General features: G+C 40.7%; 14 protein-coding genes. 3 read left to right on the forward strand and 11 right to left on the reverse strand.

The annotated features are described in order from the left end of the window. Positions 1–1,534: 1,534 nt before the first annotated feature. The 10 genes from ATH1_RS0114530 to ATH1_RS0114565 all read right to left on the reverse strand — a co-directional run bounded on the left by ATH1_RS0114530 (position 1,535) and on the right by ATH1_RS0114565 (position 11,672). Complete coding sequence (locus tag ATH1_RS0114530) at positions 1,535–2,287, reverse strand: tetratricopeptide repeat protein (RefSeq protein ID WP_010423178.1); 753 nt, start codon at positions 2,285–2,287, stop codon at positions 1,535–1,537. 303 nt (positions 2,288–2,590) lie between these two features. Further along, the gene (locus ATH1_RS22310) at positions 2,591–3,655 is read right to left on the reverse strand and encodes a BatD family protein (protein WP_245531810.1); all 1,065 of its coding nucleotides are present in this window, start codon (positions 3,653–3,655) and stop codon (positions 2,591–2,593) included. After that, positions 3,639–4,535, reverse strand: coding sequence for a BatD family protein (locus ATH1_RS22315; protein ID WP_245531811.1), 897 nt, complete (start codon positions 4,533–4,535; stop codon positions 3,639–3,641). The genes ATH1_RS22310 and ATH1_RS22315 overlap by 17 nt, the downstream gene beginning before the upstream one ends. An 83-nt stretch (positions 4,536–4,618) precedes the next feature. After that, positions 4,619–5,305 carry a tetratricopeptide repeat protein gene (locus ATH1_RS0114540; RefSeq protein ID WP_010423179.1) on the reverse strand — a complete coding sequence of 229 codons (687 nt, stop codon included), beginning with the start codon at positions 5,303–5,305 and terminating at the stop codon, positions 4,619–4,621. A gap of 351 nt (positions 5,306–5,656) precedes the next feature. Next, on the reverse strand, positions 5,657–6,700 hold the full coding sequence (locus ATH1_RS0114545) for a VWA domain-containing protein (protein ID WP_010423183.1): 1,044 nt from the start codon (positions 6,698–6,700) through the stop codon (positions 5,657–5,659). A 511-nt stretch (positions 6,701–7,211) separates the two neighbouring features. Next, positions 7,212–8,201, reverse strand: a complete 990-nt coding sequence (locus ATH1_RS0114550; RefSeq protein WP_010423186.1) for a vWA domain-containing protein — start codon at positions 8,199–8,201, stop codon at positions 7,212–7,214. 166 nt (positions 8,202–8,367) lie between these two features. Further along, positions 8,368–8,892: a hypothetical protein gene (locus tag ATH1_RS22320; RefSeq protein ID WP_245531813.1), complete on the reverse strand. Its 525-nt coding sequence runs from the start codon at positions 8,890–8,892 to the stop codon at positions 8,368–8,370. Positions 8,893–8,917: 25 nt separating this feature from the next. Next, positions 8,918–9,382 (reverse strand): hypothetical protein, encoded by a 465-nt coding sequence (locus tag ATH1_RS22325; protein WP_044115366.1) that lies wholly within the window; start codon positions 9,380–9,382, stop codon positions 8,918–8,920. Position 9,383: 1 nt separating this feature from the next. Continuing rightward, positions 9,384–10,406 carry a DUF58 domain-containing protein gene (locus ATH1_RS0114560; RefSeq protein ID WP_010423189.1) on the reverse strand — a complete coding sequence of 341 codons (1,023 nt, stop codon included), beginning with the start codon at positions 10,404–10,406 and terminating at the stop codon, positions 9,384–9,386. Positions 10,407–10,676: 270 nt separating this feature from the next. Further along, positions 10,677–11,672, reverse strand: coding sequence for an AAA family ATPase (locus ATH1_RS0114565; protein WP_010423198.1), 996 nt, complete (start codon positions 11,670–11,672; stop codon positions 10,677–10,679). Between ATH1_RS0114565 and ATH1_RS22825 the strand changes: the two genes are divergently transcribed. Both ATH1_RS22825 and ATH1_RS0114575 read left to right on the forward strand, forming a co-directional pair. Continuing rightward, on the forward strand, positions 11,671–11,895 hold the full coding sequence (locus ATH1_RS22825; protein ID WP_010423209.1) for a hypothetical protein: 225 nt from the start codon (positions 11,671–11,673) through the stop codon (positions 11,893–11,895). The genes ATH1_RS0114565 and ATH1_RS22825 overlap by 2 nt on opposite strands. Positions 11,896–12,206: 311 nt before the next feature. Beyond that, the gene (locus tag ATH1_RS0114575; protein WP_010423212.1) at positions 12,207–12,413 is read left to right on the forward strand and encodes a (2Fe-2S)-binding protein; all 207 of its coding nucleotides are present in this window, start codon (positions 12,207–12,209) and stop codon (positions 12,411–12,413) included. Between the two features lie 36 nt (positions 12,414–12,449). On the opposite strand, the gene ATH1_RS0114580 is transcribed toward ATH1_RS0114575, so the two are convergent. After that, positions 12,450–13,646 (reverse strand): S-adenosylmethionine:tRNA ribosyltransferase-isomerase, encoded by a 1,197-nt coding sequence (locus ATH1_RS0114580; RefSeq protein ID WP_010423215.1) that lies wholly within the window; start codon positions 13,644–13,646, stop codon positions 12,450–12,452. 134 nt (positions 13,647–13,780) lie between these two features. On the opposite strand from ATH1_RS0114580, the gene ATH1_RS0114585 reads away from it, so the two are divergent. Further along, positions 13,781–14,842, forward strand: coding sequence for a DUF2027 domain-containing protein (locus ATH1_RS0114585; protein WP_010423219.1), 1,062 nt, complete (start codon positions 13,781–13,783; stop codon positions 14,840–14,842). Positions 14,843–15,394 lie beyond the last annotated feature (552 nt).

Genomic DNA, 15,394 nt, shown 5'->3' on the forward strand with positions numbered 1-15,394 from the left:
TTAAAATGTGTCATAATTTTTCCGGCCTGGTGAAAAAAGAAAAGGATTGTTCCTGAAATGGAGCAGTCCTTTTTTTTCAATAGTGTCTTTATTGCTTCGTTAAATGCCTTGAAACCGGCTGTTTGTATTTAGAGGCTGCTGACTTTTTCAGCAGCCTGTTTCAAATTTATTTTCATCCGTATAAAATTTAATTATTAAGGCCGGATGGAACTCGCATGCAATAACTTATACATATTCTCATTGTGGCAAACTTTGCCATGCTCGTTTCATCCGTATAAAATTAGTCTAAGTTATTGGTCTGATGCAACTTATTATGCTTTAATTGATTTTAGATTCATCGCTCCGCTCAGAATGACAGACTGTCTAATGTCATTCTGAGGAGGTAACGACGAAGAATCTTTTACCTGTTTTTGGTTTCTTAGATGATTAGAGGTTAATTATACATGTTCTTTTGTGATAAACCTTGTCATGCTCGTTTCCATTGTTCTTTCTGGCATTGTCCCAAAAAGAACCAAAAAGGTCTGGTCCGCTTAAATCTATCTCCCCGCTAAAGCCAAAATTTCCGGCCAGTACGCAAGGCCATGAACGTCGCCCATTTTGGCTTTCCGCCATCCGCCGATCCGGAAAGCGGACAGGCCACCGCGTCTTTTTAATAGCTAAAATCGTTCATTATTGTGACAATCTTTTTAATAGTGATATGTTGACAATTAACATTGAGCCTAGTCTAAAAAGCATCTTTGTTGCCAAACTCGTTGTTGTTTTAAATTTTTGCATCCTCATTAACAAAATGAGTTAATTCCGATACAAAAATTTAAAACGCCTTGATTTTGACAAAAATATGCTTTTTATACTGCACTCAACATTTACACGTGCAAACATTTTTAAAGATTTGCATGAAACGAGCATGACCAAGATTGTCACAAAAGAACATGTATAAAACTCAATCATGCGAGTTCCATCAGACCAATGACTTAGATAAATTTTATACTGATGAATAATTGGAAGTTAACGGTGGATTAGAAATCCACTACTAAGGGTGTGCGGATTACCGCTCGGCTTTGCCGCTTTGCTCTGCAAAGAAATCCGGACCAGCAGGGAAAACCGGCATTACCGGACAGTAATGGCCAGCTAACGCGGATTTTAAATCCGCGTTTTCTTAACTCAGGATTTGTTAGCCTGTCATCCACTGCTTTGCTTGCCAAAAAAGCATGCTGAAATTCAGTTTTGAGCCCGGTCTATAAAGTCGTGAAAAGTTGTAACAAATCATGTGTCTGTTCAGATAGTGCCGGTTGCAAGACTTGCAAAGCCGCCAAAAGCACAGTTTACTTTTCATAAATGAGCATTCTGGCGGCAAGCGTAACATAGTAAATGGTATTTTATGGACAGACAGTAATTATAAACTGATGAATAATATTATATCTAAAAATCTAACAATCTGCTGGTTAGGATAACTCTTATTAATATCGCATGTTTCCATCTTCAATAAAGTACCTCAACCTTAACCTCAACCTTAGCCTTAACCTTAGCCTCAACCTTAAATCACCTCCACATCTGATTCATGTATCCAACCTTCGCTGCCATCCTGGAGTCGCACATTCCACCATTCTCCGAGTTTTGAGATGAGTTCCACCTTGGTACCTTCATGCAATACAAACAAGTTGGTCCCGCTTGTGTCGGGTGAACTTTTTATGTTGACTGTAGGGGTGAAGATGATAGCATGCCTCCGGTCAACCAGCTTTTCTTTTTGGTACGACGAGAAGCCAAAGCTCGTTCCGGAGATAATAAGGAAGATAACAGCCAGCGAAAAGCCGACTTTTTTTGTTGCCGAGCTCCTGCCAAACAAATAAAAACCAGCACTCAACAGAAAAAGAACAAACGCGATTATCGAGTAAACAGCCCATCCGTCCGAATCGTTCAGATTTCGAATACTGCGGAACCATTTGGTCAGGAAGAAAACTTCTACTTTATCAATTTTGTCTGCTGTTTGTTCATAGGCCAGTTCAAGGTTGTATCGGATATCTGCATCCTGTGGCGCCAGTAGTAAAGCTCGCTCGTAGTTGAGAATGGCCTCGGGCAGTTCTCCCGTCTTGTAATATGCATTTCCGAGATTGTAATACAGAGCCGGACTCTCAAGCCCCGACTGAAGAATACTTTCATACACCTCAAAGGCTTCTTCAAAATTACCATTGGCATATAGCTCATTTCCCTGCTTAAACCGGTCATCCTGTGAGAAAGTATTAATCCCGAAAATAACAGATAATGTGAGTGTTAATATAATGGGTTTCATTCGTATAAAATTTATCTAAGTTATTGGTCGAATGGAACTCGCATGCAAGAACTTATACATGTTCTTTTGTGGAAAACCTTGCCATGCTCGTTTCATCCGTATAAAATTAATCTAAGTAATTGGAATGATGCAACTTATTATTTTTTAATTGATTTTAGATTCTTCGCTCCGCTCAGAATGACAGACTGTTTAATGTCATTCTGAGGAGGTAACGACGAAGAATCTGTTCCCTGTTTTTGGTTTCTTAGATGATTAGAGGTTAATTATACATGTTCTTTTGTGACAAACCTTGTCATGCTCGTTTCATATATTTTTAATTTTCTTTTTAATGCTTCTTTCCAGGCGGCTGATGACATTGACCGCCTCTTTGTAAAGATTTTCACGTTGACTTTCGGCGCCTGCCGGTGAATAGCGGGCATATTCGCACGCGTCGAGTATATCGAGGAGCTTGTCAATGTTATCCTGATTTGCTCCATGCTTTTCGAGCTCAATACGTATATTGTCGCGTGAGAGGTCGGCAATGGGTATAACCAGTTTATCGCTCAGATAGCCCCATAGCCCTTTGGATAATTCTTCATAGAAGGCTTCGCTGTTACCTGATTTTAAATTGCGGGCAGCTTTTTTCAGCCTTTTGCTTGCCATTTTATTGGCTCTTTTGGTCTTTTTGAGTTGTATATTGGCATTTTCTTTAATCTTTTGCCGGTAAAGAATGGAAATGAGTACGAACAAAACAAACGGTATAATGTAACCGAGGTAGAACTTCCATGATCCAAAAAAGAATGTATTAGCCGGTTTTAGTCTTCCGGGTTTTGTTTTTATGTAGCGGATGTCCTGTCCCAAAAATTGTACGCTTTCGCGGTTGCTTGCACCCGGACTTGTAACTCTTGTTGTGCCTGTTTGTTCCTGACTTTCTCCTTCCACCTGAATAACAATCGGTTTGCTTCGAAGGGTTCTGTATTGACCAACCGAGGGATCGAAATAGACGTACTCGACCGCTGGTATTTCAAATGTTCCTGAATGTCTGGGAATAATTAGTTGCTCATAGGTTTTTGTTCCCTTGTGTCCCGACGGTGTACTCGAATAATCGGATGTTATTTCCGGATCAAAAACGTCAAAATCCGGCGGGAAACTTATTTTGGGATCACCTGCTGTTTTAAGGTTCCCGGTTCCGCTCAACACGGTCTTGATGGTAACCCCGTCATTAACGTTTACGTTCTTTTTCGATGCGGAAACCGACATATCAAGATTACCGACAAAGCCTGAGAAATTATCTGGCTGAGGAGTAGGTAAGGGGTTTACATGAATTGTTAATCTTTTTGAGGTGACTGTTTTTTTGATGGTTCGATGTGTGTCAAAAAAAGTTGTCAAAAATATTTGTAGACTGCCTTGATTGTCTGATTCTCACCAGGAACTCTATTGAAATGGGCTCTATTTCCAGGGTGCCGCTTCGTTGAGGGAAAACAATTTTACGATTATAAGTACCCACCCGGTAAGTTTTTCCATTAATATTTTCCAGTGTCCATTCAATTCTTTCGTCCTGGGATAGGTCTTCGGCAATGAAACTTCTGAAAGAAGGATGTTGAATATCGGAGATACCTTCCAGATTGACGCGGGTGTATATTTTGGTAGTTATCAGAACAGGCTGACTTTGATAAACATTTGTCCTGTTTGCCTGCATTGTAATATAGAGATCACTGTCACTGATTGCCCCTGATGCGGCATCATTGGTTGCTTCCTGTTGAGGATGGGTAGCTTCATTCTCGGCTTCAACAACTTTTATGGTGACGCTGTTTGATTTATATTGTTTCCCGTCGATTTCGATTGTGGCTGATGGAATTGTAAAAGTGCCTGTTTGTTCCGATTTAAGGACGTAAGTGTAAGTGTATTCCTGATCTCTGCTCACTTTCCCGTTTATGATTTGTACAGAAGAACGTTGCGACATCGTTGGGCCCATCAGTATGATAAAAGGAGACATATCCGGAACCATCAGGTTCTGGCCTTCGTCGTTGACAGAGTATACCAGTTGAAATTTTTGTCCCTGAACAACCGCATTGGGCGCGGAGGCTTTGAATTCCACATCCTGTGCTATGCTTTTCAGGGAAATACTCATTAATGCCAGAAACAATAATAAAAAGTGTCCCATTCTTACCGTCGAATGCAGAATGGAACTTTTTAAACCGAGTCCTGCTCTTCCGCGAAGCTTTGAGTTGTCAAAGCCGTTAATTTGTTTCTTTGAATATGAGTTCATAACTGTTTGTGCAATCAATATTTTTTTCAGAAGCCTGTTTCAATAAAGGTCTCTTTTTATTCAAAGATATAACACTTCTGCCGTTACCAGTTTTTTTCAGTTTTCTTTTGTTGTTGCTGTCTGGCTTTTCTTAATCGCTCCTGAAGTTCTTTTTCATTTTCATCAAGTGATTTGAGAATTCGTTCAGCATTTTCTTTTGAAATTTGCTGTTGCTGTTGATCTTGTTGCTGTTGATCTTGTTGTTCTTGTTCTTGTTGTTCTTGATCTTGTTGTTCTTGTTCTTGTTGCTGTTCTTTTTCTTGTTCCTGATCCTGTTTATCTTGCTGTTGTTTCTTCAGCATTTTTTGAGCGATAATCAGATTATACCTGGTTTCATTATCATAAGGGTCGTTACGCAACGCTTCTTTGTAGGCTTCAATACTTTTTTCATATTCCTGTCTTGCAAAGAAAGCATTTCCGATATTGTGATAAACATCGGATATTTTCTGCTTGTCATCTGTGTTGTTTCTTATAGCCTGAAACTGCTCAAGTGCTTCATCGATTTTTTCCTGCTTGAATAATGCATCTCCGAGATTAAAACGGGCCTCGAAACTTTCCGGGTCTTTTTCCAGGGCTTTTCTGAACTCCACTTCTGATTCTACATATTTTTCATTTTCATAGTAGTCGTGTCCTTTGCGAACGAAACGGCGTTCGTTTTGGGCTGAAATGGAGGATATACTACCCCATGCTGTCAAAACCAACAAAGCAATTATATGGAATTTTATTTTCATCAGTATAAAATTTATCTAAGTCATTGGCCTGATGGAACTCGCATGCAAGAACTTATACATATTCTTTTGTGGCAAACCTTGCCATGCTCGTTTCATCTTAAATCTTATATCTAAAAATCTGATAATCTATTAAGGCAAACCTTGTCATGCTCGTTTCATGGGTCTATGCTTTATTTTTAAATACCCTTGTTGGGCGTTTATTTTTGTTTTTGCCTTCGGGGCGGATTGGCGTTCAGCTTCGCAGCATTGCTTGAAAAGCATCTGCCAACCTCCCTGTCTACTGAAATTGCTTTTTCTTTGAAGTTTCAGATTTTCACCGCAAGTATTGCATCAGGAATAACTTGACAGCCATTATTCTTTTTTGTCTTCAACGGTAAATAAATCTATATTTCTGAGCAATTTATTTTTTCTGTCGAGTATCATAAACTCAATCAACAGTATCAAAATGACCAGGGCCAACGGATATTGGAATTTACTATCGTATTCGGTATACACTTTTGATTCGATTTCAGATTTTTCAAGCTCCCCGAGTTCGTCAATCAAATCGTTTATACCAGCCCTGATGTTATTGGCAGCAATGTATTTCCCATCAGCAACTTCAGCTATTTCCTTTAACAGGGCAGCGTTCATTTTGGTAATCACCACATTCCCGTCATTGTCTTTCATGAAGCTGTTTGGGTTATTGGGACTGACCGGTATTGGTGCTCCTTCAGGACTTCCCATTCCGACGGTATAGACTTTAATGCCTTTTTCTTTTGCTTCTTTTGCGGCAGCGATGGCATTGTCTTCGTGGTTTTCGCCATCGGTGATTACTACAATAGCACGGTTGATGTCTTTCTGTTGGCTAAATGAGTTGGTTGCCAGTCTGATCGCCGATCCAATAGCTGTACCCTGCGTGGGTACGATATTTGTGTCTATGTTGGATAAAAAGAGTTTGGCCGACGCATAATCTGTTGTAATCGGTAACTGTACGTATGCTTCGCCGGCAAAAACAATAAGTCCTATACGGTCGTTGACGAGTCTGTCGGTCAATCGCTCAATGGCCAGTTTTGCTCTTGCCAGACGGCTTGGTTCGACGTCTGTGGCGTTCATGCTGTTTGAAACATCCAATGCTATTATTACCTCTATTCCTTTACGTTTAACGGTTTCAAGTTTTGTGCCGAATTGTGGTGAAGCGATGGTTATAATCAGTGTGGTAAGTGCCAGCAGGAGCAAGTAGAACTTAACGGCCGGGCGTACAAATGATACATCAGGCATGAGATGGCTTATGAGCTCAATATTGCCGAATTTTTTCAGCTTCTTTTTTCGCTGATGCTGAAAAACAAGCTGCATAAATGCCAAAACTGGAATGATCAGCAGCAAATATAAATATTCCGGATGTTCAAATCGAAACATGCGTCGTGTATTTTTTATTTATTTAAAATCTCTGTTTTTTGATTTCTTGTTTCCGGGTCGCTCTACCTCTCAACCTCAACCTCTATTGCTCATTGGCAATTGTTCCCAAAAATAATCTGTGCTTATCTGTGTTATCTGTGGTGCATTCTCAACCTCAACCTCAACCTTAACCTTAGCCTCTATTGCTCATTGACAATTGTTCCCCAAAATAATCTGTGCTTATCTGTGTTATCTGTGGTGCATTCTCAACCTCAACCTCAACCTCAACCTTAACCTCAACCTCAACCTCAACCTCAACCTCAACCTTAACCTCAACCTCAACCTTAACCTCAACCTCAACCTTAACCTTAGCCTTAGCCTCTATTGCTCATTGGCAATTGTTCCCAAAAATAATCTGTGCTTATCTGTGTTATCTGTGGTGCATTTTCAACCTCAACCTTAACCTTAACCTTAACCTTAACCTTAACCTTAGCCTTAGCCTTAGCCTTGGCCTCAGCCTCTTGATCATTGCTTACGGCAAATTTTTCAGTACCGTATTTTTCAAAACAATTTCTGTTATCAGAAAAGCCAGGGCCAGCAAAGCAAAAGGAATAAACTCTTCTGAACGTTTTGTGTACTCTTTTACTTCAATTTTGGTCTTTTCCATTTGATCGATCTCTTCATATATTTCTTTTAATTTGTTTTTATTGGTAGCACGGAAGTATTTTCCGCCGGTCATGTCTGCTATCTCCCTGAGCATTTCTTCATCGATTCTTACTTCCATTTGTTGAATCTGCTGTCCAAAAACCGTACTAACGGGGACGGGAGCAGTTCCATGAGTACCAACCCCGATGGTATATACTCTTATCCCAAAGGTTTTGGCGAGTTCGGCAGCTGTAAGGGGATGAATTTCACCCCGGTTATTCACACCATCGGTCAGGAGTATAATGACTTTACTTTTGGCATCACTATCCTTTATCCGGCTTACAGCTGTTGATAATCCCATGCCAATGGCCGTTCCGTCTGTGAGCATTCCGAAATTAACATCGCGTATCAGATTGATCAATGTGGCATGATCGATGGTAAGCGGGCATTGGGTGAAACTTTCGGCGGCAAAGACGACAAGTCCCATTTTGTCATTTTGGCGGCCCGAAATGAATTCTATGGCAACATCTTTGGCGGCTTCAAGCCGGTTGGGTTTGAAATCCATTGCCTGCATACTACCTGAAATATCGAGCGATACCATTATGTCGATTCCTTCGGTTGTTACTTCCCTTAAATTATTGGTTGATTGCGGACGTGCCAGGGCAGTAATCAAGAGAATAAGCGTAAGGCATCTCAGAATAAAGGGAAAATGTCTCAGATAGGTTTTTCTTGACTTCCTGGTCCGGGAAAATCCTTTTAATGAAGATATCTGTAAAGACGCGTTTAGTTCCCTTTGCTTCCAGATGTACCATCCAATCATGGGCAGCAACAGCAGCAGCAGGAAAAAAAAGTGCGGATGTAGAAATGTATAGTTCATTTCCTATGATGGTTGTTACGGTTTAACTTTTTTGTTTTCCTTCTTTGTAAGGAAAATATTAAGCTATTAAAAAAGTGTTATTTATATTTACTTAATCATTTTGCCTTCATCATTCGTAGTGTGTCGGGGTACACAAGCAAAACAGCAATTTTCTCCCGACTAACCACTACTGACTATTTTCTTTCATCTCCTTCGCCTGTTCTTCCGGTGTTTTGGGCTCTTCATATTTGGTCTGATTCACGAAAAAATACGCATTCATAAGTGAAAGATCGTTTTCCTCGGGCAGTGGCTCCATCTTTGCAAATTTTACCAGGTCGGCCAGTTCCAAAACTTGTTTCAGACGGTCTGCAACTTTTTCATCGGGCAAATCCACCTGCCTGAGGGAGGTCATAATTTCCGATGTTATTTGTTCCGGGGCGGGTATTCCGTATCTTTCTTCAAGATATTTCCTGAGAACATCGGTCAGTTCAGAATAAAACGCTTTGATATGTCCTTTCTGCCACAGCTTTTTTTCTTTGATGTGATCAAGTTCTCTCAAAGCAATGACATGAGCCGGCTCTTTGGGTTTTTCCTTTAGGAGTGCTGCTATGGGATTTTTACGTTTGACATAGAAATAAATACCTGCAGCAATTAAAAGTATGATTGCCAGTCCGCCCAGTATCCACGGGAGAAAACGAAACAATTCCGACAACCTGAAAGGTGTATTGATGGGACCTTTAATGTCGGTAATGCCTTTTTTGAGGGTCTGCTTCTTCGAAGGGATTTACCACCATCAGTCCAATCGGCTTTGTTTTTTTCCTGACTTCCAATTCGGCTGAAGCCAGTTCAAATTCGATCGGTGGAATGTAATGCAGACCGCTGTCGAAAGAGGTAATTCTGTATATCTGCTTTATTGAAATACGATTATTCCCAAGGTCGCTGGTGTCGGGTTCTGATTGTTCAACAATTTCGATGTTCCCGGTTATAGTATCGTTAAATTGCGGAAAAGCGACATTTATATCTTTCGGTTGTGCGACTTCCAATGTGAGGTTCATCTGACCTCCTATGAACATGAGTGTGGAATCGGTTGATGCGGAAACGGAAAAATTCTGAGCGCTGACATCATCCGGACGTGCAGCCCCGATAATAATCAACAAGGCAAGGATTGCAGAAAAGTGATATTGAAATGGCTTTTTGCCCATTTTATGCTCGTTTTTTGAAGAGTGATATAAGTGCTTTAACATAGTCTTCGTTAGTTGGTACTGCCACATTGTCAACACCGCTCCGTGAGAAAGCATTGCGAAGTTTTTCTTCGGTCTGAAGCCACCATCTTTTGTAACTTTCCCTGGTTTCTTTATTGGATGTGTTAACCCATAAATATTCACCGGTTTCGGCATCCTTTAGCTTTACAAATCCGATGTCGGGCATTTCCGTTTCCCGCGGATCATAAACTCTCAGGGCTACAACATCGTGTTTTTGATTTGCAATTTTCAAAGCATCCTCGAAACCTTCGTCAATGAAATCGGAAATCACAAAAGCGGTACAACGTTTTTTGATGGCATTGGTGAGATACCGGAGCGCTTCGGCCATATTTGTTTCGCGGTGTTCGGGATTAAAACTGATGAGTTCACGAATAATGTAAAGAATGTGTTTACGCCCCTTCTTGGGTGGTATAAATTTTTCTATACGGTCCGAAAAGAAGATTACTCCGATTTTGTCGTTGTTTTGAATGGCCGAGAAGGCTAATACGGCAGCCATCTCGGTAATCACATTCTTTTTGAAACGCCACGTAGTCCCGAACTCGCGAGAGCCGGAGACGTCTATCACAAGCATAACGGTGAGCTCACGTTCTTCTTCAAACACCTTGACATAGGGGTGATTGAAACGGGCCGTAACGTTCCAGTCGATGTTTCGGATATCATCGCCGTATTGATACTCGCGTACTTCGCTGAACATCATTCCACGACCTTTAAACGCGGAATGATACTCTCCCGCAAAAATGTTGCTGGAAAGTCCCCGCGTCTTTATTTCAATCTGGCGTACCCGCTTTAATATATCAGTTGTATCGGTCATGTCTATAGTTGCTGGTTGCTGGTTACTGGTTTCTTGTTCCGGGTTCCGGGTTCTGATTTTGAGTTTCGGGTTTTGGGTTTTGAGTTTTCGGGTTCCGTGTTTCGGGTTAACCCTCTGTTTGATTGTTGTTAATTCTTTGTAAATCTGTGTCATCTGTGTTATCTGTGGTGCACTCACACCCTCACCTTCAACTTTAGCTTAGTCTTAACCTCAGTTAGCTACTGAATAGATTCTTCGTCGTGCCTCCTCAGAATGACACTGAGCACTCTGTCATTCTGAGCGAAGCGAAGAATCTAACCATTTCTCAGCCTCAGCCTCAGTCTCAGTCTCAGTCTCAGCCTCAACCTTAGCCTCAACCTCAGCTTTAGCCTCAGCTATTTATGCGAAGAATCTCATACTATATTTATTGTCATTGATTATTGCCTAGGGTACCTCAACAGTATTCAGTATCTCACTGATAATGTCCTCTGAAGTCACATTATTGGCTTCAGCTTCATACGATAAACCAATTCTGTGGCGCAATACATCGTGACAAACGGCGCGAACATCCTCCGGTACCACGTAGCCACGCCGTTTGATAAAGGCATAGGCTTTTGATGCTATTGAAAGACTTATACTTGCCCGGGGTGATCCACCGTATGAGATCATATCTTTGAATTTTTCCAGTTCGTATTGCTCCGGGAAACGTGTGGCAAATACGATGTCGACAATGTATTTTTCAATTTTCTCGTCCATATAAACATCCTTGACCACTTTTCTTGCCCTGAGTATGTCTTCAGGCTTAATGATGTTGTTTGCTTCAGGAAACTTGTGAGCCATGTTTTGACGTACAATAAGCTGCTCTTCGGATTTTTGTGGGTAGTCGATAACCACTTTAAGCATAAAACGGTCAACCTGAGCTTCCGGAAGTGGATAAGTACCCTCCTGTTCGATGGGGTTTTGAGTGGCCATAACCAGGAAAGGCCTGGGCAGGGGATAAGTATTGTCGCCAATGGTAACCTGACGTTCCTGCATGGATTCCAGCAAAGCACTTTGAACTTTTGCCGGCGCACGGTTTATTTCATCGGCAAGAACAAAATTAGTGAAGATCGGGCCCTTTTTAACAACAAATTCTTCGTTTTTCTGACTATAGATCATTGTACCTAAAAGATCGGCCGGTAACAGGTCTGGCGTGAACTGAATGCGGCTGAAACCGGCACTAACCGCTTTTGACAGTGTTGTAATGGCCAGTGTTTTGGCCAGACCCGGAACTCCTTCCAAAAGTATGTGTCCGTCGGAAAGAAGGCCAATAAGCAAACTTTCAACCAGGTGTTTTTGACCAACAATGACTTTATTCATTTCAATGGTCAGGAGGTCAACAAATGAACTTTCTTCTTTTATCCGTTCATTCAACTCTTTAATATCTACGGCTTGATCCATGAGACTATTTGTTTTTTTGATTATTGAGCCCGGTCTAAAAAGCATTTTTGTTGCCAAACTCATTATTGAGTACAGTCTAAAAAGCCTTTTGACCCCTAAATCCCCTAAAGGGGACTTTTTCAAACTGCTGATTTTTAGCAGTTCCCCTTTAGGGGTCAGGGGTAAAAATGGTAAAAATCAGCAGTTTGAAGGCTTTTTATACTGCACTCAGAATTGTTTTTGACAAAATATGCGTTTTATACCGCACTCATTATTTATATGTGCAGTATTTGGCTATTTGCCGCGTCAAAATTATCAAAAATTGTTCCATTAAAGAATAAGATTCGGGAAAATGTAGATTTTGTCCTTATTCCTAACCCGGACAAGCCGGAAAGGATTATTCCGGATCAGACTCATTCTTTGAACTTTCTTCAAGTAATAATCGTTTTTACAACCTAAGCTCTTGCAAGCAAACGGAAAAGCCGGTCGGAGCGATACGAGTTGTCTTAAATCCAACAAGAAATCTAACGAATTTTACAAAAACAACATAATAACATGACCGATTTTGATAAAAACGATATTGTTTGTCGTCACCTTCAACTCACAAAAGAGAATATTATCAAGGCCATACGCGAGAAGAATCTTAGTACCTTCGAGGAGGTGCAGGATGAAACGGATGCAGCCACTGTCTGTGGTTCATGTGCTGCCGATGTGGAAGCCATTCTTGAAGAAGAGCTGCGAAAACGTGAAAACGGGGAATAATACTTATCGGGGATACCCGAAGACTATTAATTTTAACTACTTCCGCCACAGCAAAGATGAATCCCCGTAACTTAAAAAACGGTAATCGTTATTCAGGGCATGGTCATAGATTTTCTTCCAGTGATCGCCGGTTATTGCTGCCACGAGTAGCAATAAGGTACTTCGTGGTTGATGAAAATTGGTGATAAGGGCATCAATGGTGCGGATTTTATAGCCGGGAACGATGATGATTGCAGTAGAACCTTCAAAGAAGATTTTCCCTTCTTGTTCCGTGGCATTAATAAGTTGTTCAAGAGCCTCTTCAAAGGAGAGTGATGTTGAAATATTATATGGTGTCCATTGTTTGATGTGATGAAAGGATTGATCCATGCCGCTCAGCACCCCTGCCCAATAGAGGGATTCAAGGGTGCGAAGGGAAGTTGTGCCAACAGCTATTAGGGGACCTTTGTGATTTTTTATGTTCTTCAATGTTTCAATTGAAATTCTGAAATGTTCTGTATGCATTTCATGGCCGGCTATGGTTTTGCTTTTTACCGGACGAAAAGTTCCGGCTCCGACATGTAACGTCAGATTTTGAAGAGATATACCTTTATTTTTCAGTTTATTCATTACACCTGTTGTGAAATGCAAACCTGCAGTAGGAGCAGCTACAGAACCCTGTTCTTTGGAATAGACAGTTTGATAGCGTGTTTTGTCAATTTCCTCCGATTCCCGTTCAAGATAAGGGGGGATTGGCGTCTTGCCTATGGCTTCCATTAATTCGGAAAAAGTATATTCCGGATTATCCCAGCTGAAACGGATGGTATAACCATCACTGGTTTTTGTTACTTTTTCGGCTTTAAGCGAAACCTCAGTTCTTCCCGTGTTTACGGTAGTTTCGAGTGCGCCTTCTTTCCATTTCTTCAAATTTCCCACCATGCAATTCCACGTGACCTCCCGGTTTTGTTCAAAAGCGAGGGCTACATCTGAAGGATAAGCGGGTTCCAGGCAGAAAATTTCGATGCGTGCTCCTGTTCTTTTTCTGAACGGAAGCCTGGCCCTGATTACTTTCGTGTTGTTGAAGATCATCATGGCATTTGCCGGCAGCAAATCAGGCAATTCATGGAAAATGTGGTCACTGATTTGTCCTTCTTTGTAAAGTAAAAGTTTCGAATGATCACGTTCTTCTAAGGGATATTTGGCGATTCTCTCCGAAGGCAGATGGTAGTTGTATTGATCGACGGGTATGTGCATTTGTGCCTTGATCCTGTTTTGTTTTTATTCAACTGTCAGGCGGCAAATTTAGATATTTCCGTGGAATTCAACGGAAGTAATCACTTTAAAAAAGAAGTCTGATTTTTTTACCTTTGCATCAAAATATATGCAATATGAAGAATATGGATATCAGACCAGGCGATAAAGTAAGATTTCTGAACGATGTTGGCGGAGGTGAAGTCACCCGGATCGAGGGAAAGATTATTTATGTGGAGGATGAGATAGGATTTGAGATTCCTATGCCGTCATCGGAAGTTTTGGTGGTCGAAAGAAAGGAGAATGTCACGGGAAAATCTTCCCCACAGACGATAAAAGAGATTCAACATGAAGATGATTATGATCGGGAAATGTTTGATCCTGAAGAGGATGAACCACCACTCATTGAAGATAGCCATGATGATACCAACCCCCGCGTTTATCTGGCTTTTCTGGATGGTGGAAAACCCCGGGGCGACCAACGTGTTGATCTTCATATTGTAAACGACAGCAATTATTATTGTTTGTATCTTATTTTAGATATCGGTGAAGACGGTCTTGCCCGGCATCTTTTTAATGGGCGCTTACAACCCAATACTAAAGAGTTTCTTGATGGATTTTCTGCCGCTAAATTGGATACAGGCTGGCATGTCCAGATTCTTTTGTACAGGAAAGACAAACCATTCAGCCTGGTTGAACCCGTTAATGAATTAATAAAGATCAGAGCCAATAAATTCTTCAGGGAGAATGCCTTTAAAAGCAACGATTTCTTCTACGACAATGCCGTTCTGATTCCAATTATTAAAACCGAATTGGAGCGTCAGGTTGAAAATCTTACCAAAAAGGAAACCCGTGAAGTCCTGAAAGAAAAGGGGGAACTGGCCGGGAAAAAGCCTGCTCCGGAAAAACAGAAACGGCCTGATATTATAGAGGTGGATCTGCATATTCATGAGCTCCTGGATGATACTCGCGGACTATCCAATGCGGATATGTTGAAGATTCAGATGGATAAATTCCATGAAGTGATGGAAGAAAATCTTAAGAACAAAGGACAAAAGATTGTTTTTATTCACGGAATTGGCAATGGCACTCTCAAGCATGAAGTACGCCGGCAGTTAAATTTGCGTTACAAGAACCATAGCTTTCAGGATGCTTCATTCAGGGAGTATGGGTACGGGGCAACACTGGTAATTATATAGTGCTCGACTATAAATTTCACAATATGTGTATCTGTCCATAAAGTGCCATTTGTTGTGTTACGCTTGTCCGAAAAATACTACCCCGCTGGTTTCGTCATCTCAGACGACAAAGCCATTTTTATCTGAGTTCTTGCAAGTAAGTGGCAGAGCCGGGCGGAGCGATACGAATTTTGCAAAAAGTCGCTTTACTTAAACTCAGATTGTCTGATTTTCGCACACTGTCTGGCTTTTTACACTGCACTCAAACTTATAAAACGGGCATGGCAAACCTTGCCATGCCCGTTTCATTGTTCCGTTCATTTGTTCTTATAGAATATTTATTATATATTTTAAAATGTGATAAATATTTATTCATTATCTATTATTTTTTTAGAATTTTTTTATACTATTATTTATATTTCTTCTCTAAATTAAAATTTCTGATGAAAAATTTTTATCAGATTCATAAAAAAATAGTTTGCTATTTAAAATTTAATTTAGATATTGCAAAAATTAATCAGATAAAAACTTACTGTCTGTGGTTCATGTGCTGCCGATGTGGAAGCCATTCTT

The organism is Anaerophaga thermohalophila DSM 12881 (assembly GCF_000191885.1).
Lineage (GTDB): Bacteria > Bacteroidota > Bacteroidia > Bacteroidales > Marinilabiliaceae > Anaerophaga > Anaerophaga thermohalophila.